Source organism: Rhodococcus sp. T2V (assembly GCF_029269925.1).
GTDB classification, from domain to species: domain Bacteria; phylum Actinomycetota; class Actinomycetes; order Mycobacteriales; family Mycobacteriaceae; genus Rhodococcus_F; species Rhodococcus_F koreensis.
Genome location: NZ_JARJBD010000006.1, coordinates 184,788 through 203,176, shown reverse-complemented (window position 1 = coordinate 203,176; position 18,389 = coordinate 184,788). Strand labels below are relative to the sequence as shown.

Below are 18,389 nucleotides of genomic sequence, written 5' to 3'. Positions count from 1 at the left end.
GAAAACCGGCAACTCACCCTTAGTGATGCGTGTCACTCCGGGGTACATTGAACTGGACGATCGTCTGGCATGGAGGAAAGCAGCATGTGGGAGACCGTGACGTCGGCATGGAATTCGGCGCTGCTGACGCCCCTGCACGAGCCGGTGACGCTGGCCATCCCCGCGTTCGTGCTGTTCCTCGCCCTCGAATGGTTCGCGGCCCGGCACCTGGAGGACGCCGCCGTCGACCCCGACGGACGGTCCCGCCCGGTCCGCGGCGGCTACGAGCGCCGCGACGCCCGGGCGAGCATCTCGATGGGTGCCGTGTCCATCCTGACGACGACGTTCTGGAAGGTGCTGGCCCTGATCGGGTACTCCGCGATCTGGGTGTACCTCGCGCCGTGGCACCTGCCCGCCGACGCCTGGTACACGTGGGTGATCCTCATCCTCGGCGTCGACGTTCTGTTCTACACGTATCACCGGATGTCGCACCGCATCCGCCTGATCTGGGCCACCCACCAGGCGCACCATTCGAGCGAATACTTCAACTTCTCCACCGCACTCCGCCAGAAGTGGAACAACAGCGCCGAGATCCTGATGTGGATTCCGTTGCCGCTGATCGGCATTCCGCCGTGGATGGTGTTCATCGGATTCTCCGTGAACCTCGTGTACCAATTCTGGGTCCACACCGAGCGCATCGACAAGTTGCCCCGCCCGATCGAATTCGTGTTCAACACCCCGTCGCACCATCGCGTCCACCACGGCTGCGACCCCGAGTACCTCGACCGGAACTACGCCGGGATCCTCATCGTGTGGGACCGGATGTTCGGCACGTTTCAACCCGAAACGCACCGCCCCACCTACGGACTCACCACACCGGTGGGCACCTACAACATCTGGAAGCTGCAGACCCACGAGTACGCCGCCATCGGCCGGGACTGGCGCCGGGCGTCGTCGCGGCGCGACAAGCTCGGCTACGTGTTCGGCCCGCCCGGCTGGACGCCGTCAGGCACGGGCAAAGCTGACCAGGAAGTCGACCGTGCCGTTGCCGTCCACGGTCACGAAACCCAGTGACGGCGGCGTCACACCGAAGTCCGTCCAGGTGACCGGGATGCTGCCCGACGCGATGAGGTCGTCGCCGGAGCGCAGCACGTCGACGTCGACGGTCACCGGACGCGACTGACCCTTCAGCGTCAGCGTGCCCTGCGCGGACACCGTACCCACGGAACCGTCCGCGGGCAGCCCGGACAGATCGACCGGGGAGTCGAGCGTGAACGTGGCCGTCGGGAACGTCGCGGTGTCCATCACGTTGCCGCGGAACTGGTTGTCGCGCCGGGACTGATCGGTCGCGATCGTCGCCACCTGCACAGTCACGTCGCCGGCGGTGAGTTTCTCGCCCTCGACGGTCGCGTTGCCGGTCACGTCGCCGGTCGACCCGACCACGGTGACACTGGCGCCGTTGAGGATCTCGTGGACGGTGTACCCGGCCGCCGTCTCGTTGGAGCCCTGCCCGGGTGTGACGGTCCACTGCCCGTCGACCGATCCGGTGGCCGCCTCCGCGCCCTCGGTCGACACCGACGCCGCCGGTGCGTCGTCCTCTGCGATGAATTGGCCGTAGAACCACGGACCCACCAGGAGAGCGAGTACGACAACGACCACTGCGCCGACCAACCACCACAGCTTTTTCATGAACTCAGGCTAGTTGCAGCTTCAAGGGCTGTCACCCGGAACGACCTGCGAAAGTGCTGTGAACGAGCGTCACGGGACCGATACACAAAAAAAGCTCCCCACCTGCGTGCGCAGGTGGGGAGCTTTGGCGGTGGCGGAGGGATTTGAACCCTCGGACGGGGGTTACCCGTCACACGCTTTCGAGGCGTGCTCCTTAGGCCGCTCGGACACGCCACCGCCGGTGACTTTACCGGATGTGGCGCCCGAGCCCGAAATCGCCAGGTGAAGCCGCCTTACGTGAGCTTGTCCTTGAGGTTCTTCGCGGCGTCCTTGACCTTCTCGCCGGCATCCTTCACCGCCGAGGAAGCCTGGTCGGCCTTGCCCTCGTCGCGCAGGTCCGGGTCGCCGGTCGCTTTGCCCGCGGCTTCCTTCGCCTGGCCCTTGAGGTCTTCCGCCTTGTTCGAAGCTTTGTCTGCGATTCCCACGAGATACCTCCGTGAATCCGATTTCGAACCCGGTGACGGGTCCGGCGGCGCCTCGTCAGCGCCTCTCTCCAGAGAAGCACGGGTCATGTGGACCCGGCCACAATGTGTCGAGTACCCCACGAAAGAGTTTGAAACCGGTCAGCGCCGCTCACGGAAGAAGTCTTCGAGGATGCCGGCGCACTCGTCCTCGAGAACGCCGCCCCTGACCTGCGGGCGGTGTGTGAGACGCCGATCGCGGACCACATCCCACAGCGAGCCGACGGCACCGGTCTTCGGCTCCCACGCCCCGAACACGACCCGGGAGATCCGGGCCAGCACCAGCGCGCCCGCGCACATCGTGCACGGCTCCAGCGTCACCGCGAGCGTCGCCCCCTCGAGGCGCCACCCGTCTCCGTACACCCGCGCCGCGGCCCGCAACGCGATGATCTCCGCGTGGGCCGTCGGATCCGACATCGCCTCGCGCGAGTTCACCGCCCGCGACACCTCGACGCCGTCCGCGTCGAACACCACCGCACCCACGGGCACGTCGGCGTCGGTGGCGGCGCGGGCCGCCTCGATCGCCGCGCGGATCATCCGCTCGTCGTCCTGAAGAGTCACGGCGTACAGGACTACCGGGGAAGCTTGTCGAGGACCCCGGTCAGCTCCGTGGTGAACCCGAGCCGCTGCGCGATCATCCCGAGCTGCTCGTCGGGGTACAGATCCGTCTCGGACGTGATGACCGCCAGAACGGGTTCGGGCAGCCCGAGGTCGGCGAGCAGCGACAGGTCGCCCTCCTCCCACGGCTCGATGTCGTCGAGGTCGTCCGGATCGATGTCCGGGACCTCGACGTTGAGCGCCTCGAGGACGTCGGCGGCGATGTCGTAGTCGATGGCGGCGGTGGCGTCGGACAGCAGCAGACGCGTTCCCGACGGCGCCGGACGGAGCACGATGAAGAACTCGTCGTCCACGTCCAGCAGACCGAAGAACGCGCCCGCGCTACGGAGGGCCCGAAGCTCCTCCTCCGCGACGCTCAGACTGGTCAGAGCAGCCGACGTGAGGGCCTTCACCTTCCACCGGCCGTCCTCGTGTACTACTGCGACACCGAAGCCCTCCAGATCCTCTGCCCGATCCGTGGAGGCGCTGTTGTTTTCCGCGCGCTGTGCACCCATGAGCGCAACGGTAGCCCGCTGGGTGCCGGTAAATGAAGTCCGCCGTCGAATGTGCCAACCTGTTCGGGTGTCTGAAACCCCTTCCACACCTCCGGTGTGCGTGCTCGGCCTGGGATTGATCGGCGGTTCGCTGCTGCGTGCGGCAGTGCGTGCGGGGCGCGAAGCGTGGGGTCACAACCGGTCCGCACCGTCCGTCGACGCCGCCCGCGCGGACGGATTCGACGCCGACACCGATCTGGTCGCGGTGCTGCAGCGTGCATCCGCCGAATCCGCGCTGATCGTGATCGCAGTCCCGGTGCCCGCCGTCGCCGCCACGCTCACCGCGATCGCCCTGTACGCCCCGAACTGCCCGATCACCGACGTCGTCAGCGTCAAGGCCGAGGTCGCGGCGGCCGCGGCCCGGCAGGGACTCGCCGAGCGCTACGTGGGCGGGCATCCGATGGCGGGAACGTCGGCGTCCGGGTGGAGCGTCGGCAGCCCCGACCTGTTCCGGGAGGCCGTGTGGGTGGTCGGCACCGACGACGGCGTCGACCCCGGCATCTGGACGCAGGTCGCGCAACTCGCGTTGGACTGCGGTTCCGTCGTCGTGCCCGCCGAGTCCGCCGAACACGACCGGGCGGTCGCGCGCATCTCACACCTGCCGCACCTGCTCGCCGAGACCCTCGCGATCACCGGTGCCCGCGGCGGACCGCTGGCGCTGGGCCTGGCGGCCGGCTCGTTCCGCGACGGCACCCGGGTGGCGGGCAGCGCGCCCGGACTCGTCCGGGCCATGTGCGAAGGCAACCGGGACGCCCTGCTGATCGCACTGGACGAGGCGCTGACGCTGCTGCAGGACGCCCGGACCGAACTGGCGGAGCAGACGTCCACCGCGGCGCTCGTCGAAGACGGTCACGGCGCGCGCCTGACGTACGACAACCAGGAGACCTGGGAGATCACCGGCATCGTTCCCGGCCACGAAGGCTGGATCGAGGAGATGCGTGACGCCGGCCGGCGCGGGGGGCGGCTCCGCCGCCTGTGAGTGCCCGACGAGTGCAGGGACTCGTTAACCGCGCACGGGCGGCTCCGCCGCCTAGATCCGTTCCGCCAGCCCCGGGTAGTCGATGATGAACCCGTCCCGGTCGACCGTCACCGAGGAACTCGACACCGGCGACAGGACGTGGATGCCGTCCGGACCGCTGCTGTAGGTGAGGATCGCGCCCTCGACCCGCAGGTCCAGGAGGTTCACGTAGACGACGGGGACCTCGATGTCCTCGGACCCGAGGTGCAGTCCGTACCGCCGGATGGGCAGGGCGTTGAAGAAGGGGCTGAGCACCATGTCGACGTCGAGGGCTCCCTCGAACGTGGACCGCTGGTGGTTGGCGCCGTGCTCCACCATCCACGTGCCCTCTTCGTCCCGGCTGATCGACATCTGCCGCTCACCGGCCGCGACGGACGTCCGCAGCGACAGCCGGCGGGTGACGCCGCTCTCGTCGGTGACGAGGTCGTAGGACGCGCTGAACGCGGGATGCTCGGGGCACTCGCCGCCGATGATCCGGCCTGCGGCCTTGATGCGGTCGCCGGCCAGCTGGACGCGCACCGATTCCATTCGGGGTGCGTTGTCCGCCCGCCACGTCAGTACTGCGGGCCAGGTCGAGGCACCGGAGGCTTGGATGCTCACCTGTCTACGGTAAGCGACGACGGCTCCCGGGGTGGCAACGGGCCGAGTTTCGTTGCAGCAGAGTTGTCGAGAGTCAGCGCCCGGGCTCGTTCCGTGACCGCGATGCGCGAAGAGAAGACGACGAGGGCGCCGAGTCCGACCGCGACGTTCAGCAGTGCCCCGAATTCCTGTGCGACGAAATCGAACACCTCGGTGAGGAGCACCGTGACCAGTGCTGCCGCCCGCAGGAACTGCAGCGGCCACAATTTGCCGTTCCGCAGTCGCACGACGGCCGACCAGCACAGGACGAACGCGATCGCGGATCCGGTGAGCTGACCGATCGTCGCGATGTCGGTTCCCTCGTCGCCGCGGAGGTCCTCGCCGAGGGTGATCAAGGCGCTGAACAGTCCCAGGGTGGAGAACAGGGTGAGGAGCACGGCCGCGGTCCAGAGCATGCCGGGGCCCTTCGCGAAGGCGGGCGTCGCGCGGCGGGCCAGCTCCCTGGCCGTCGGCACGGTCCGGCCGTTCCGATCCGGGCAGTGGTCGAGCAGATCCCGCACCGACGTCAGTGTCGCCTCGTCCGCCCCGGCGGCGGCCGCCCGGCGCAGCTGTGCCAGCGCCTGTTCCCGGCGGGCGCGGTCCAGCCCGCGGTCCAGTCCGCCGAGCGCGATGGCGGCGGCGTTGGCGACGTCCTCCGTCGGGGTCGGCGGGCGCACGTCGTGCAGCGACCGGTTGACCAGCAGCAACACGACGATCACCACGTACATGATCGCGACGGACGGCCGGTAGAAGTAGTCGTTGGTCTTGGTGACGAACTTGCCGATCTCGTCGAGGAACAGCCCGAATCCGATGCCGCCGATCACGACACCCAGGACCCGCGGTTTCAATCCGAGGAACGAGAACACGGTCACGAGCGCCACGACCATGCCGAGTCCGCCCCACAGGACGTGCGCAATGTGCAGCGACGATCCCCCGACCTGCGGATAACCGGTGAGGTGGAGGTAGGCGCGGGTGAGCAGGATCGTGCAGATCCCGATGATGACGAACGCTTCGACGAGGCCGCTGCCCTGGGCGTCACGCACGAGGTGCGACCGGTTCCGGAAACCCGAGATCATGCCGCCTCCCTGTGTTCCCACCTACAGGAAGTCTAGGACTCTCAGTGGTGGAAAGTCTGCGTGTTGCTCGCCGAGGACAGGCGGTCCAGACGCTCGAGTACGCGGTCGACGACGTGCGGGTCCTGCCCCTTTTCGTTGCGGGCCCGGAGCACTTCGGCCTGCGCCGCGGTCAGCGCCCCGCGCTGCAGCGCCCGCAGTTCGTCGCGGCGGGTCTTGAGTTGTTCGATGCGCTGCGAGTATTCGGGCGAGTGGATGCCGGGTGCGGAGTCCTCCTCGAGGCGGTCGTAGAGGGCCTTGAGCCGGGCCACCGATTCGGGCGGCAGCGTGGTGGGCGCGGACGTCACGACCTCGAGAGCCGCGTGCCGGGCCCGCTCGACCAGCGCCCGCTCCTCGGCGTCCTCCGCGTCCGCGACCCCGGCGACACCGAGCGCCTTCACCAGCCACGGCAGCGTGAATCCGGGAATGACCATGCTCATCACCAGCACGACGGCCGCGATGACGACGGCTTCGGACCGCCACGGGAAGTCGTCGACCGGCAAACTCAGCGCCAACGCCAGGGTGACGAGTCCGCGCATCCCGCACCACGTCATGACCACGGCTTCGGCGGGCGTGCGGGGCGCGGACGACGCGTTGTCCTCGTAACCGCGGATGTACAGCCAGGTGACCCCCATCCACAGCGCGCGGACCACCACCAGCACCACCCCGATGACGACGCCGTGCCACACCATCGTCCACAGGTCGCTGCCGGCGTCGTCGACGATCTGGCGGAATTCGAGTCCCATCAGACCGAACGCGATACCGGTGACCAGCAGTTCGGCAACGTGCCAGAAGGAGGCACTGGCCAGGCGGTCCTCGGCGTCCACCTCGGAGTCGGCGGCGCTCATCTGCACCGCGGCGACCACCACGGCGATGACGCCGGACGCGTGGATCTCCTCGGCCAGCAAGTACACGACGAACGGGATGACCAGGGTCAGCCCGCTGCGACCGGGGACGTCCACGATCCGCACCACCAGCCACGAACCCACCCACCCGGACGCCAGACCGATCAGCACCGCGGCCACCGCGGTGTACAGGAAGTGCAGCACCTCGAACCCGAAGTGCAGGTCCTCGCCGGCGATCGTCGCGGCGAGCGCCGCCTGGAACGCGACCAGCGCGGCGGCGTCGTTGAACAGGCCCTCCGTCTGCAGGACTCCGACGAGTCGGCGCGGAATCCCGACGGGTTCGGCGACGGCCTCGACCGCCACCGGGTCGGGTGGGGCTGTCATCGCGCCGATCGCGATGGCGGCGGCCAGGGTGATGCCGGGCACCAGCGCCCAGGCCGTCCACGCGACCGCGGCCGTCGTGACGATGACGAGGCCGACGGAGTGGACGACGATGGTCTTCCAGCGGTCGACGAACATCGCCCACGACGTCCGGCGGGCCAGCGCCCACAGCAGCGGCGGCAGGAACAGCGGCAGGATCAGTTCGGGTTCGAGTTCGACGTGCGGAATGCCGGGTACGAACGCGGCGCCTGCGGTGACGATCGTGAGCAGCACCGGCCAGGGCGCGTGGAATCGGTCACCGAGTCCGACGATCAGGACTGTGACGAGCATGAGCCCGATCACCACGATCAACTGATCCACGCTGGGACGCCTCCTCGGCTCGTTATCATGTGTGGCTGCGCCACCCGTGAGTACTTGTTAACCGCCCGAGGTTAATAAGTACTCACGGGTCGTTGGTCAAAGCGGCCACAGATCTCGAGTAACGTTCTCGGGTGACTGGTTCGTGAGGAAGGGTGCCGTGACGTCAACCGGGAGCATGGTGGGCCTGTTCGCCGGTATCGGCGGGCTCGAGTTGGGTCTGAGAGAGCACGGCTGGAACACCGAACTGCTCTGCGAGATCGACCCGGGCGCCCAGGCGGTTCTGCGTACCCGATTCACGGACGTCCCAGTGCATTCCGACGTCACCAAGCTGCGTTCCCTCCCCCAGGACATCGAACTCGTGGCCGCCGGATTCCCCTGCCAGGACCTCTCCCAGGCCGGCCGGACCGCAGGCATCACCGGTGCACGCTCCGGTCTCGTCGACGAAGTGTTCCGGTTGGTGAAGCGGAAGAAGGGCCCGCGCTGGCTCCTCATCGAGAACGTGCCGTTCATGCTGCAGCTGGGTCGCGGGGCCGCTATGAGGCACATCACGGACGCCCTCGAGGACCTCGGCTACACGTGGGCGTACCGGGTGGTCGACGCGCGCGCCTTCGGACTCCCCCAGCGCCGGCAGCGGGTCCTGATGCTCGCCTCCCGGACCGAGGATCCCCGCGCGGTCCTGTTCGGTGAGGACGCCGGGGAACGCCCCGTCGACGACCCGACCGACTTCCCGTGCGGTTTCTACTGGACCGAGGGCACCCGCGGCCTCGGGTGGGCGGTCAACGCGGTGCCCACCCTCAAGGGCGGTTCGTCCGTCGGGATCGCGAGCCCGCCCGCCGTGCGACTGCCGTCGGGCGAGATCGTCACCCCGGGCCTCGTGGACGCCGAACGGCTGCAGGGCTTCGACCCCGACTGGACGGCGCCCGCCGCGCTGGTCCCCGGTCTGCGGAACAGTCATCGGTGGAAGCTCGTCGGCAACGCGGTGAGTGTGCGGATGGCGTCGTGGGTCGGGCGGCGGCTGCTCGAGCCGGCCGAATACGAGCGGGGCATCGAGACGCCGATGAAGCCCGGCGACGCGTGGCCGGTCGCGGCGTGGGGCAGCAACCGTCAGGCCTTCCGTGTGCACACGTCTACGTGGCCGGTGCAGGAGCCGTACGAGGATCTCAGTGGATTCCTCGAGGACACCCGGCTGCTGTCGGCGCGCGCGACCGCCGGGTTCCTGAAACGGGCCCGGATGGGCAATCTGCGTTTCGTGCCCGGTTTCATCGACGACGTCGAGAGCCACCTCGACCGCATGGGCGGCTTCCCCGAGGCCGCCGCGTAGCCGGACGGACCTGCTGATGCCGGCCACCGACCCCGCGACCAGCGCCCGGATGCGGGCGCAACGGCGGCGCGACACGGCACCCGAACTCGCGTTGCGCCGCGAACTGCACCGGCGCGGGGCCCGGTACTACGTGGACCGGGCGCCGATGAAGGGTGTCCGGCGGCGCGCCGACCTGGTGTTTCCGCGACGCAAGGTGGCCGTGTACGTGGACGGGTGTTTCTGGCACAGCTGCCCGCAGCACGCCACGTTCCCGAAGAACAACGCGCAGTGGTGGGCCGAGAAACTCGCCGGAAACGTCACCCGCGACCGGGACACCGACTCGACGCTCACCGACGCCGGGTGGACGGTGGTGCGGATCTGGGAGCACGAGAATCCGGTGGCCGCCGCGGACCGGGTGCAGGCCGCGCTGCGTCGCTGACCGTGACGGTGTTGGACTTCCCACCCCTTGGGGGTCTGGTCGCCGACGCCGGATCGGTGCAGGATGGTGTCATCAGCAACCGTTCGAACCACATTCGGAGGCGCATGATGATCCGCCGTATCGTCGCGGCGGCCTCCATTGCGATTGCAGCAGCGGCCGTCCCACTCGTCGGTCCGGGGGCCTATGCGGTGGCTGCCCCCGGCGACACGTACATCAGCAATCCCCCGGCCAACCCTGCGGATCAGGGCTTCTGCGAGGACCAGGCCGCCCTCGCCAACAATCTCGCCGCCAAGGGCGACTTCGCGCGCGCCGACGGCGTCGTGTCGGCCGCGAACATGAGCGGTTGCCGGATCTACACGTTCTCCAGCCCGTAATCGCTTGCCGTTCCGGCAACGGAATTCCCGGTTGGACGGCTCCGCGCGGCACAGTGGGGGCATGACCCACGAGCACACACCGGACACGACCGATTTCCTCAGCCAGGAGTTCTGGGACGAGCGCTACCGTTCGACCACCGCGGTGTGGAGCGGCAACCCCAACCCGCGCCTCGTCGAGCAGATCGCGGACGTCACCCCCGGCAGCGCCCTCGACGTCGGCAGCGGCGAGGGTGCCGACGCGATCTGGCTGGCTACCCGCGGATGGAACGTCACCGGAGTGGACGTGTCCACGGTGGCATTGGAACGCGCCGCCGCACGGGCCGCCGAGGCCGGTTCCGACATCGCGGACCGGACGACGTGGGAACAGGCCGACATTGTGTCCTGGGAGCCGCCTGCCCGCCGATTCGACCTGGTGTCGGCGCATTTCATGCATCTGCCCGGACCCGCCCGCGAGTCCCTGCACCGGCGCCTGGCAGGAGCGGTCCGCCCCGGCGGGCGCCTGCTCGTCGTCGGACACCATCCGTCCGATCTGGAGACGTCCGTCGGGCGGCCCAATGTTCCCGACATGCTGTTCACCCCGGAACAGGTCGCGGCGGTGCTGGACCCCGCGGAATGGGAGATTCTCGTGTCGGCGGTCCCGTCCCGTGAGGCGCTCGACCCCGACGGTCGGCCCGTCACGATTCACGACACCGTTCTGCACGCGGTTCGCCGGGCCTGACGACGGTCTACCCTGTTGGGCACGATCTCTTCCGATGCCGAGACGAGGACGCCGTGGCCGACCTGTTCGTGAAAGCCCTTCAGCTGCACCAGTTCGTCTACGAACACAGCGGCGGCTGGGTGGGGCATCGGTTGTTGTTCGGGATGCCGACCCTGCTGCTGCGCAGCGTCGGCCGGAAGTCCGGGCAGCCGCGCACCTCGGCGTTGACCTACGGCCGCGACGGCGCGAGTTATCTGGTGGTCGCGTCGAAGGGCGGTGCGCCGACGGCGCCGGCGTGGATGCACAACGTGCTGGCCGCCCCGACCTGCGAGATCCAGGTGGGCCGCGACCACATCACCGTGGCGGCGCGGAAAGTGCTTCCGGGCGAACCGGATTACGACCGGATGTGGGCGAAGATGAACGAGATCAACCACGGCCGGTACCGCGACTATCAGAAGAAGACGGACCGCCCGATTCCGGTCATCGCGCTCACCCCGAACCGCTGAACTCGGCGGCGTGCGCCGACGCCCACTGCGCGAACGTCGTCGCCGGGCGTCCGGTGAGTTGCTCGACGAGGCGGTTCGCCTGCTGAGGGTGGTCGACCAGGCTCGCCATCCCGTCCAGGTACCAGCGGGCGTACTCCCCCATCGCCGGTGTCAAGACGTCCACGGCCTCGTCCAGCGGCACCTGCCGGTACTCGAGGTTCCGGCCGAGGGCGGCGCCCAGTACCCGGACGAGGTCGGCGCGGGTGATCGTCTCGGGACCGGTCAGTTCGTACGACTGGCCGACGTGCCCGTCGTCGAGGAGTGCCACGGCCGCGACCTCCGCGATGTCGTCCATGGCGATCGGCGCGTTCGCCGCGGTCGGGTACGGCTCACGGACGGTGTCGCCGGCGGCGATCTGTGGTGCCAGGATTCCCGCGTTCTCCATGAACTCGCCGGGCCACAGATGGGTCCATTCGATGCCGGACGCCTCGACGGCGCGTGCGACGTCGCCCCAATGGCCGTCGTGCGGGCCGGAGAGGTCGACGATGTGCCGGACTCCGGCCTGCTTCGCCAGGCGCAGCGCGTCCGGGGCGGTGTCGGGAGTCGGTGCGAGGTAGAGGGAATCGACGCCGTCGAACGCCGCGGGCAGGCTGTCGAGTCTGCGGAGGTATCCCTCGACAACGGTGACCGTGTCCGGAAGTTGCGCCCTGTCAGGATGATTCGTGAGGGCCCGGACGTCCGTCGCACCCCGTGCGAGCAGGTGGTCGACGAGCATTCGGCCGATGTTCCCGGTTGCCCCCGTCACGAGAATCGTCATGTCTGCACGCTACTACCGCGCCCGGGCACGTGAGTGGCAAAGTGTGCCCGGGCACGCTTTGCCACTCACGTCGGGGTCAGCTGGTCGGCGGGGCGGTGGTCGTGGACGGCGCCGGGGTCTCCGACGGTGTGGGCGTGGCGGGGGACGACGCGTCCGGATTCTGCACCCCGGGCCTGAGCCGGTAGACGTGTTCGGGCGAGATGATCTCGGTGACGGCTCCCGCCAGCGCCGTGCTCGGTTCGCTGTCCTCGTAGGCGACGTCGGTGTTGAGCATGATCGCGACCGTGGTCTCCTTCTCGGGAAGGTACATGCACACCGTCTGGTAGCCGGGGAGGCTGCCGTTGTGCCCGATCCAGCCCGCGATGTCGAAGATGCCCAGACCGTAGCCGACATCGGATGCCAGACCCGGCGCGGTCACCGTCTCGAGCCGCTGCGCCTGCGTGGCCGGCTGCAGCAGTGTTCCGGTGGCCAGCGCGGGCGCCCAGATGCGCAGGTCGTCGAGGGTGGAGATCATGGCGCCAGCCGCCCACCCCCAGGACGGATTCCAGTCGGTGGCGACGGCTTCCTTCTCGTCCAGGGTCTGCTCGGTGTAGCCCTGCGCGTGCGGTTCGGGGAACGCGTTGGTGGTCGGGAAACTGGTGTCCGCCATCTTCAGCGGCTGGAGAATCTTCTGCGAGACGTACTCCGGGAGCGGTATTCCGCTGACCTTCTCGACGACGAGCCCCAGCAGGACCGTGTTCGTGTTCGAATACTCGAAACCCTGACCGGGTGGGAAGGACGCGGGCTGCGTGAACGCGTAACCCAGCAGTTCTTGCGGCGTGAATGCCCGCATCGGGTCGGAGAGCAACGCCTGCTGGAAGTCCTTGTTTGCCGTGTAGTTGGGCAGCCCACTTTGCATCCGGGCGAGCTGGCGCAGCGTGATCTGGTCACCCGCAGGCACGCCCTCCACGTATTTCGAGATCGGGTCGTCGAGGGCCACCTTGTCTTCGTCGACCAGCTGCAGCAGCGCCGTGACCGTGAACGTCTTTGTCACACTGCCGATCCGGTGATAGAAGTCGGTTTCCATCGGCGCGCCCGTCGACTTGTCGGCGACGCCGAACGCCTTCACGTAGTCACCGTCCGGCCCCCACACGCCGACGATCGCGCCGGGAATCGCCGCCATCGACATCGTCTTCTCGATCGCCTCGTCGAGTCGGTCCGCGACACCGGGGTCGATCTGGGCGGCGCCCGCCTCGGCACCCGGCGATCCCGCCTGCGTCGTCGTCGAGGTCGCGGACGTGCCCGTGGAGGAGGAGTCATCGGAGCACGCCGCCGTCACCACCAGCAGCAATGCTGCCGCGACCGCCGCGAGGCCCCGTCGCCGATTCGTCTTGGTCACGACCTGAGCTGTCATCGTGCGGTCCCGTCGTCGAGGTGCCCCCCTCGGGAATTTACCCCGCGACCGCCGGGCGAATGTACCTTTCGGCGCTTCCGAGGCGACCGACGGTACGTTCGCCCTACTGCGCACTCTCGGTCGCGTATTCGGCCAGCAGCCGCTTCTCCGCGTCGCGGCGGGGGAAGAAGAAGAACACCACCAGCGCCCCGGCGCACACCACCAGGATCGCGGCGAGGTACGCGCGGTCGTCGCCGTCCAGGAAGGCGCTGCGGGCGGCCGCGATGATCTGCTCGGCGTACTGCGGATAGCGTTCCGCGAGCACCTCGGCGCTGGAGTACGACTTCGTGAGCGCCGCTTGGGTTTCCGCGTTGATCTGGCCGGCATCCGGCGACGAGGCGATCGTGGCGGACAGCGACTTCGCGTAACCGGCGGTGAGCACCGCGCCGAGGATCGACTGCATGATCGCGCCACCGAGGTCGCGTTGCAGGTCGGACGTGCCCGACGCCATGCCCGCCCGCGACACCGGCACCGAACCGGTCAGCGACCGCGACGCCGGGGTTCCCGCGAACCCGACCCCGATGCCGACGAACGCGTAGGCCAGTGCCACCCACCAGTACGTCGCGTTCTCGTCCCACCACACCAGCGCGACGACCAGTCCGAGGACGACGAACAGGTATCCCAGGAGCAGGGTGAACCGGGAGCCGTGCGATTCGATGAGTTTCGCGGAGCGGGGTGCGACGACGACCATCGCGACGGCGGCCGGGATGATCGCGGATCCGGCGGCGAGCGTGGAGTACTCGAGCACGTTCTGGAGGAACTGCTGCCCGATGAACATCGCTCCCATCAAGGCGCCGAACACGATCACCCCGCCGACAGCGGCCACCCAGAACGTCGGGCGGGCGGCGACGTGCAGGTCGAACAGTGGGTGCGCCGCCCGCCGTTGCTGCAGGAAGAACGCGGCACCCGCGGCGAGCGCGATCAGGCCGAGACCGACGGCGAGTGCCCCGGAGCCGTCCACGGGCGCGAAATTGATCGCGAGGATGAGGGCGGCGATGAAGACGACGGAGATGATGCCGCCGAGATTGTCGACGGGATCGGTCGTTTCGTTGACGTGGGCGGGCACCCACAGGATGGCGCTGACGAGGGCGAGACCGGCGAGCGGAAGGGTCACGAGGAACACCGAGCCCCAATGGAACTGCTCGAGGAGCGCCCCCGACACGATCGGTCCGAGCGAGGAGATCGCGCCCCCGAGAGCCGACCACAGTGCGATCGCCTTGGTGCGCGGCGGTCCCGACCACAGCGCGGTGATGATCGCGAGGGTGGTGGGGAACGCGAGCCCGGCGGAGACGCCGCCGAGAACTCGTGCGAGAAAGAGTATTTCGAAGTTCCCGGCGAAACCCGCGATCGCCGACGCCGGCAGCGACAGCGCCATGCCGAGCACCAGCATCTGCTTGCGCCCGTATCGGTCGCCGAGCGCCCCGAGGTAGAGGACCGACGCGGCCAGCCCGAGGGAGTAGGCCACGGCGATGAGGTTCAGCTGCGTCTGACTCGCGTCGAATGCGCGGCCGATGTCGGGGAGCGCGACGTTCGCGACGGACAGGTTCAGGTTGGCGACGGCGGCGACGAGGATGAGGGTCGCGAGGGTCAGTGTGGCCCGGGCCGGCGCCTGCGTCGATTCGGTTCGAGTCACGGTCTGCTCCCGGGGTTCTGGTCTCCTCGTGCGCCCGGGCCGGTCGAGTCGGCCACCGGTTCGGGCGTCGACGCGAGCAACGATGCCGCGAGCGGGAAGAGGAGGACGGTGATCGCACCCGCCGCGACGAGCACGGAGGCGTTGGCGGACGTCATGTCGCCCGAGTCGACGGCCACTCCCGTGACGGCGACGATCAGCGGCAGACCGGTTCCCGCGTACAGCGCCAGCTGGGTGCGTTCGCGGACGGTGAAGGGTGGGTCCGTGCCGTCGGCGCCCCGGTCGAATCTCCCGGCGACGTAGACCGGTCCCGACCGCACCAGCAGGATCAGCAGTACGAACGCGATCAGGACGCCGGGTTCGGACGCCACCGCGGCGACGTCGATGGCCATGCCCGACGTCACGAAGAAGATCGGGATCAGGAAACCGAACGCGAGGCCGTCGAGTTTGGTTTCGAGCGTTTCGTCGCCTTCGGGGGTGGCGCGCCGCAGGATGAATCCCGCCGCGAATGCTCCGAGGATGGTGTCGAGGCCGAACTCCGCCGCGAGCACGGTGAGTGCGACGAGGAGCAGCATCGTCAGCCGGACCGTGGTCTGCGACGTCGTCTCCGACCCCGACCGGATGATCGCGGTGATCCGGGAGCCCTCCCGCCGCACGCGGGCGGGAATGAACGCGACCAGCACCGCCGCGGCCGTGAACAGCCCGAGGACCACGATCGACGCCACCGACCCCCGGGACCCGAGCAGGACCGCCATCGCGACGACGGGTCCGAGTTCGCCGAACGCGCCGTGATTGAGGATCGTCCGGCCCAGCCGGGTGTCGAGTCCGCCCGCGTCCCGGAGGATCGGCAGGAGCGTGCCGAGCGCGGTCGACGTCATGGCGATGGCCACTGCCGTGCCCGCGTCGACCACGTGGGCCAGGCTCAGCAGCGATACCACCGTGAACGCCAGCGCCAGCGAGATCAGCCACGTCAACAGCGCCCGCCTGCCGCCGCGACCGGTGATCTCGGCCGTGTCGATCTCGTAGCCGGCCAGCAGGAACAGCAGTCCCAGCCCCAGTTCGCGCAGCAGGTCGATCTCGCTGCCTGCGACCGCGAGGTCGAAGACGTGCGGGCCGACGATGATCCCGGCGACGAGCAGCAGCACGACCTCGGGCACCAGCTTGCGGGGGAACAGCCCGGCGAGCAGCGGGGCGATCACGGCGCAGGCCACGATCCAGAAAAGCGAGGCTCCCACGGAAGGCATGCATCACCCGTCTCTCGAACCACCCGGCAACGGCACTGGGCTCGAGCCTCACAGAACCCGGACCCCGGGGCATCATCCGTCAGGGATGAACGGCGGCGCGCGGAATCACCCGTCGCGGATGATGCGCACCCACCGGCCGGTGGCGATCATCGACACCAGGGCACCTCAGCGCAGGGAGAGAAGATGTCGATTTCAGCTGAAGATGTCGGTCCGGTCGCGTTCCTGTTCCTCACCTTTCCGGGTGAGCGGGCCGATCCCGCGGTGATCGACACGTTCCGCGAGGTGGTCGCACAGGGCGTGGTCACCATCCTCGATCTCGTGTTCGTCTCCAAGGGAACCGACGGCACGCTGCGCCAGGTGGAGGTGGACGAGGACCTCGACAGCATCGGACTCGCCGCCCTCTCCCTCGAAGCCAAGGCGCTGATCAGCGACGAGGACCTCGAAGTGGTGCGCGAATCACTGGAGCCGGGCACGTCGGCGGTGGCGATCGTGTACGAGCAGACGTGGGCGCGCAAGCTCGCGGCCGCGTCCCGCCACGCCGGCGGCGAGGTGGCTCTCCACCTGCACATCCCGCGCGAGGTGGTCGAGGCGGCCATCGCCGCCGCGGTCTGACGGTCACGAACGGAAACGGAGCAACGACATGGTTTTCAGGGGTCCACGCCGCATGGGACGTCCCGGACTGCTCGGCACGGTGGCCCGGACAGCGGTCATCACCGGCACCGCGCGGGCGACATCGAACGCGATGAACCGCCGCGCCGCCGACAAGGAGGCGGAGCAGCAGGCCCGGATCGACGAGGCGGCGCAACAGCAGTATGCGGAACAGCAAGCAGCGCAACAGCAGTACGCCCAGCAAGCACCTCCGCCGCCACCGGCACCCGCGGGCGGCGACGACTTGGTGTCCCGTCTCCAGGAACTCGCCCGCCTGAAGGAGGCCGGCGTGCTCACGGACGCGGAGTTCGCGGCGGCGAAGGCGAAACTACTCGGGTCCTGACGGGGCCGCGACGACCCGCCCGCCGGACGCGCCGTCGCGGCTCCGGATCGTCAGTAGAACTCGACGGTGTCGACGCGGTTGATCAGTTCCTCGCCGTCGAGGAACCGGGTGGCGTTGCGCGCGAACAGTTCCGCGATGAGGCGGTCCTCCGCGGGATTCAACGCCGCGGTGTGTGGGCTGACCAGCACGTTCGGATGCGTCCACAGCGGGCTGTCCGATGCCAGCGGCTCGGACGCGAACACGTCGAGCGCGGCGAAGCCGACCCGCCCGTCCTCGATGGCCGCGGTCATGGCGACCTCGTCGACGACGCTGCCCCGGCCGACGCTCACCACCGTCACACCGGGCTTGACGGCGCCGAATACCTTTGCGCTGACGAGGCCTTCGGTGGCGCTGGTTCCGGGAAGCGTCACGACGATGCCGTCCGCGTCGCCGACCACGTCGGCCAGCCGGTCGGGGTGCACGATCTCGTCGACCCCCTCGACCGCGGTGTCGCGCCTGCTCGTTCCCACGACGGTCGCGCCGAGGGCCTTCAGCTTCAGTGCCGTCGCCCGGCCGATGCTGCCCAGTCCGACGATGACGATGCGCTGCCCGGACACGGTTCCCATGGCCCACCGGCCGCTCCACGCCTTGTCGCGCTGCTGGGCGAGTAGCCGCGGGAGGGTCTTGGCACCGGCCAGCAACCCGAAGACCGCGAACTCGGCGAGCGGTTCCGCGTGCACGCCGGCGGAGGTACTGAACGCGATGCGGGCGAGTTGCTCGTCGGTGAGTCCGGCCGCCTTCACCTGGGCCCCGCCGCCGGCCGGCATCGTGTGCACCCAGCGGAGGCCGGGGTTGACCCGCGCCGTTCTCGTCAGTGCCGGGGGAGTCTCGTCGGGCACGCCGTACAGGGCCTGCGCCGAATCGACCAGGTCGTCGAAGGCCTTCTGCTGCTCCGCGGTCCGGGTGAACGACGGGTCGCCGGAGTGATCGCCCGGGAATCGGGAGGGCGGCAGCAGATCCTGCTCGCGGACGAAGTCGATGCGCGGCTCCGCCCGGGTGACGAGATCGATGAGTTCCTCGCTGACGGGGGTCGCGGCGACTACGCGGAGTCGCCCGTCGTGTGGCTTCGAGTCGTGTGCACTCACTGCGGATTCCTTCGGTACGAGACCAGCTCTGGCCATATGTTCAGAATAAAAACTCTGCACTAATAATGTGATTCAGTCAACACTTTCGATTACGTATGACAAATAACGCTCTGCGCGGTAGGGTCCTCGCCATGCCAGTGACCTGGGTCACTGCACCGACCTGTTTGTGACCGCGATGAACGTGGTCCCGTCCGCAACGGAGC

The 18,389-nt window shown here is 68.8% G+C and carries 21 protein-coding genes and 1 tRNA gene; 9 read left to right on the top strand and 13 right to left on the bottom strand.

Going from position 1 to position 18,389, the window contains the following annotated elements; genetic code table 11:
• Window positions 1-84: 84 nt before the first annotated feature.
• Entirely contained in the window at window positions 85-1,053 is a 969-nt protein-coding gene (locus tag P3H15_RS08485; RefSeq protein WP_276136834.1) for a sterol desaturase family protein, read from the top strand.
• Here the strand turns inward: P3H15_RS08485 and P3H15_RS08480 are convergent.
• From P3H15_RS08480 to P3H15_RS08460, 5 genes are all read right to left on the bottom strand, one after another.
• Window positions 985-1,668 (bottom strand): YceI family protein, encoded by a 684-nt coding sequence (locus P3H15_RS08480; RefSeq protein WP_276136794.1) that lies wholly within the window; start codon window positions 1,666-1,668, stop codon window positions 985-987. The genes P3H15_RS08485 and P3H15_RS08480 overlap by 69 nt on opposite strands.
• Before the next feature lie 125 nt (window positions 1,669-1,793).
• Window positions 1,794-1,884 (bottom strand) — tRNA-Ser (locus P3H15_RS08475).
• A 56-nt stretch (window positions 1,885-1,940) separates the two neighbouring features.
• On the bottom strand, window positions 1,941-2,132 hold the full coding sequence (locus P3H15_RS08470) for a CsbD family protein (RefSeq protein WP_276136793.1): 192 nt from the start codon (window positions 2,130-2,132) through the stop codon (window positions 1,941-1,943).
• Window positions 2,133-2,270: 138 nt separating this feature from the next.
• Window positions 2,271-2,729: a nucleoside deaminase gene (locus P3H15_RS08465; protein ID WP_005561213.1), complete on the bottom strand. Its 459-nt coding sequence runs from the start codon at window positions 2,727-2,729 to the stop codon at window positions 2,271-2,273.
• Window positions 2,730-2,740: 11 nt separating this feature from the next.
• Window positions 2,741-3,280, bottom strand: coding sequence for a tRNA adenosine deaminase-associated protein (locus tag P3H15_RS08460; RefSeq protein WP_072938335.1), 540 nt, complete (start codon window positions 3,278-3,280; stop codon window positions 2,741-2,743).
• Between the two features lie 49 nt (window positions 3,281-3,329).
• Here P3H15_RS08460 and P3H15_RS08455 point away from each other — a divergent pair, with 49 nt between their 5' ends.
• A complete protein-coding gene (locus P3H15_RS08455) occupies window positions 3,330-4,298 on the top strand; it encodes a prephenate dehydrogenase (RefSeq protein WP_276136792.1) in 969 nt (322 codons plus the stop codon).
• 51 nt (window positions 4,299-4,349) lie between these two features.
• On the opposite strand, the gene P3H15_RS08450 is transcribed toward P3H15_RS08455, so the two are convergent.
• The 3 genes from P3H15_RS08450 to P3H15_RS08440 are packed head-to-tail and all read right to left on the bottom strand — an operon-like array spanning window position 4,350 to window position 7,653.
• Window positions 4,350-4,937 carry a putative glycolipid-binding domain-containing protein gene (locus P3H15_RS08450; protein WP_276136791.1) on the bottom strand — a complete coding sequence of 196 codons (588 nt, stop codon included), beginning with the start codon at window positions 4,935-4,937 and terminating at the stop codon, window positions 4,350-4,352.
• Window positions 4,934-6,031, bottom strand: a complete 1,098-nt coding sequence (locus P3H15_RS08445) for a hypothetical protein (protein ID WP_276136833.1) — start codon at window positions 6,029-6,031, stop codon at window positions 4,934-4,936. The genes P3H15_RS08450 and P3H15_RS08445 overlap by 4 nt, the downstream gene beginning before the upstream one ends.
• A gap of 41 nt (window positions 6,032-6,072) precedes the next feature.
• Complete coding sequence (locus P3H15_RS08440; protein WP_206014413.1) at window positions 6,073-7,653, bottom strand: sodium:proton antiporter; 1,581 nt, start codon at window positions 7,651-7,653, stop codon at window positions 6,073-6,075.
• A gap of 175 nt (window positions 7,654-7,828) precedes the next feature.
• On the opposite strand from P3H15_RS08440, the gene P3H15_RS08435 reads away from it, so the two are divergent.
• From P3H15_RS08435 to P3H15_RS08415, 5 genes are all read left to right on the top strand, one after another.
• Complete coding sequence (locus P3H15_RS08435) at window positions 7,829-8,974, top strand: DNA cytosine methyltransferase (protein WP_124394273.1); 1,146 nt, start codon at window positions 7,829-7,831, stop codon at window positions 8,972-8,974.
• A 16-nt stretch (window positions 8,975-8,990) separates the two neighbouring features.
• Window positions 8,991-9,392: a very short patch repair endonuclease gene (locus tag P3H15_RS08430; RefSeq protein ID WP_276136790.1), complete on the top strand. Its 402-nt coding sequence runs from the start codon at window positions 8,991-8,993 to the stop codon at window positions 9,390-9,392.
• A gap of 104 nt (window positions 9,393-9,496) precedes the next feature.
• A complete protein-coding gene (locus tag P3H15_RS08425) occupies window positions 9,497-9,766 on the top strand; it encodes a hypothetical protein (protein WP_072938482.1) in 270 nt (89 codons plus the stop codon).
• A 61-nt stretch (window positions 9,767-9,827) separates the two neighbouring features.
• A complete protein-coding gene (locus P3H15_RS08420; protein WP_276136789.1) occupies window positions 9,828-10,484 on the top strand; it encodes a bifunctional 2-polyprenyl-6-hydroxyphenol methylase/3-demethylubiquinol 3-O-methyltransferase UbiG in 657 nt (218 codons plus the stop codon).
• 53 nt (window positions 10,485-10,537) lie between these two features.
• Complete coding sequence (locus P3H15_RS08415) at window positions 10,538-10,969, top strand: nitroreductase family deazaflavin-dependent oxidoreductase (RefSeq protein WP_276136788.1); 432 nt, start codon at window positions 10,538-10,540, stop codon at window positions 10,967-10,969.
• Here the strand turns inward: P3H15_RS08415 and P3H15_RS08410 are convergent.
• The 4 genes from P3H15_RS08410 to P3H15_RS08395 form a co-directional block, all read right to left on the bottom strand.
• On the bottom strand, window positions 10,953-11,765 hold the full coding sequence (locus P3H15_RS08410) for an NAD(P)H-binding protein (protein ID WP_276136787.1): 813 nt from the start codon (window positions 11,763-11,765) through the stop codon (window positions 10,953-10,955). The two genes, P3H15_RS08415 and P3H15_RS08410, sit on opposite strands and share 17 nt — an antisense overlap.
• A gap of 76 nt (window positions 11,766-11,841) precedes the next feature.
• Window positions 11,842-13,158 (bottom strand): serine hydrolase, encoded by a 1,317-nt coding sequence (locus P3H15_RS08405; RefSeq protein WP_276136786.1) that lies wholly within the window; start codon window positions 13,156-13,158, stop codon window positions 11,842-11,844.
• A gap of 103 nt (window positions 13,159-13,261) precedes the next feature.
• The gene (locus P3H15_RS08400) at window positions 13,262-14,830 is read right to left on the bottom strand and encodes an MFS transporter (RefSeq protein WP_276136785.1); all 1,569 of its coding nucleotides are present in this window, start codon (window positions 14,828-14,830) and stop codon (window positions 13,262-13,264) included.
• A complete protein-coding gene (locus P3H15_RS08395) occupies window positions 14,827-16,071 on the bottom strand; it encodes a cation:proton antiporter (RefSeq protein WP_276136784.1) in 1,245 nt (414 codons plus the stop codon). Before P3H15_RS08395 ends, P3H15_RS08400 begins: the two co-directional genes overlap by 4 nt.
• Before the next feature lie 183 nt (window positions 16,072-16,254).
• On the opposite strand from P3H15_RS08395, the gene P3H15_RS08390 reads away from it, so the two are divergent.
• Window positions 16,255-16,683 (top strand): DUF6325 family protein, encoded by a 429-nt coding sequence (locus tag P3H15_RS08390; RefSeq protein ID WP_072938371.1) that lies wholly within the window; start codon window positions 16,255-16,257, stop codon window positions 16,681-16,683.
• Between the two features lie 28 nt (window positions 16,684-16,711).
• A complete protein-coding gene (locus P3H15_RS08385; protein WP_276136783.1) occupies window positions 16,712-17,062 on the top strand; it encodes an SHOCT domain-containing protein in 351 nt (116 codons plus the stop codon).
• Between the two features lie 50 nt (window positions 17,063-17,112).
• Here the strand turns inward: P3H15_RS08385 and P3H15_RS08380 are convergent, their stop codons facing one another.
• Window positions 17,113-18,186, bottom strand: coding sequence for a D-2-hydroxyacid dehydrogenase (locus P3H15_RS08380; protein ID WP_276136782.1), 1,074 nt, complete (start codon window positions 18,184-18,186; stop codon window positions 17,113-17,115).
• Window positions 18,187-18,389: the final 203 nt, after the last annotated feature.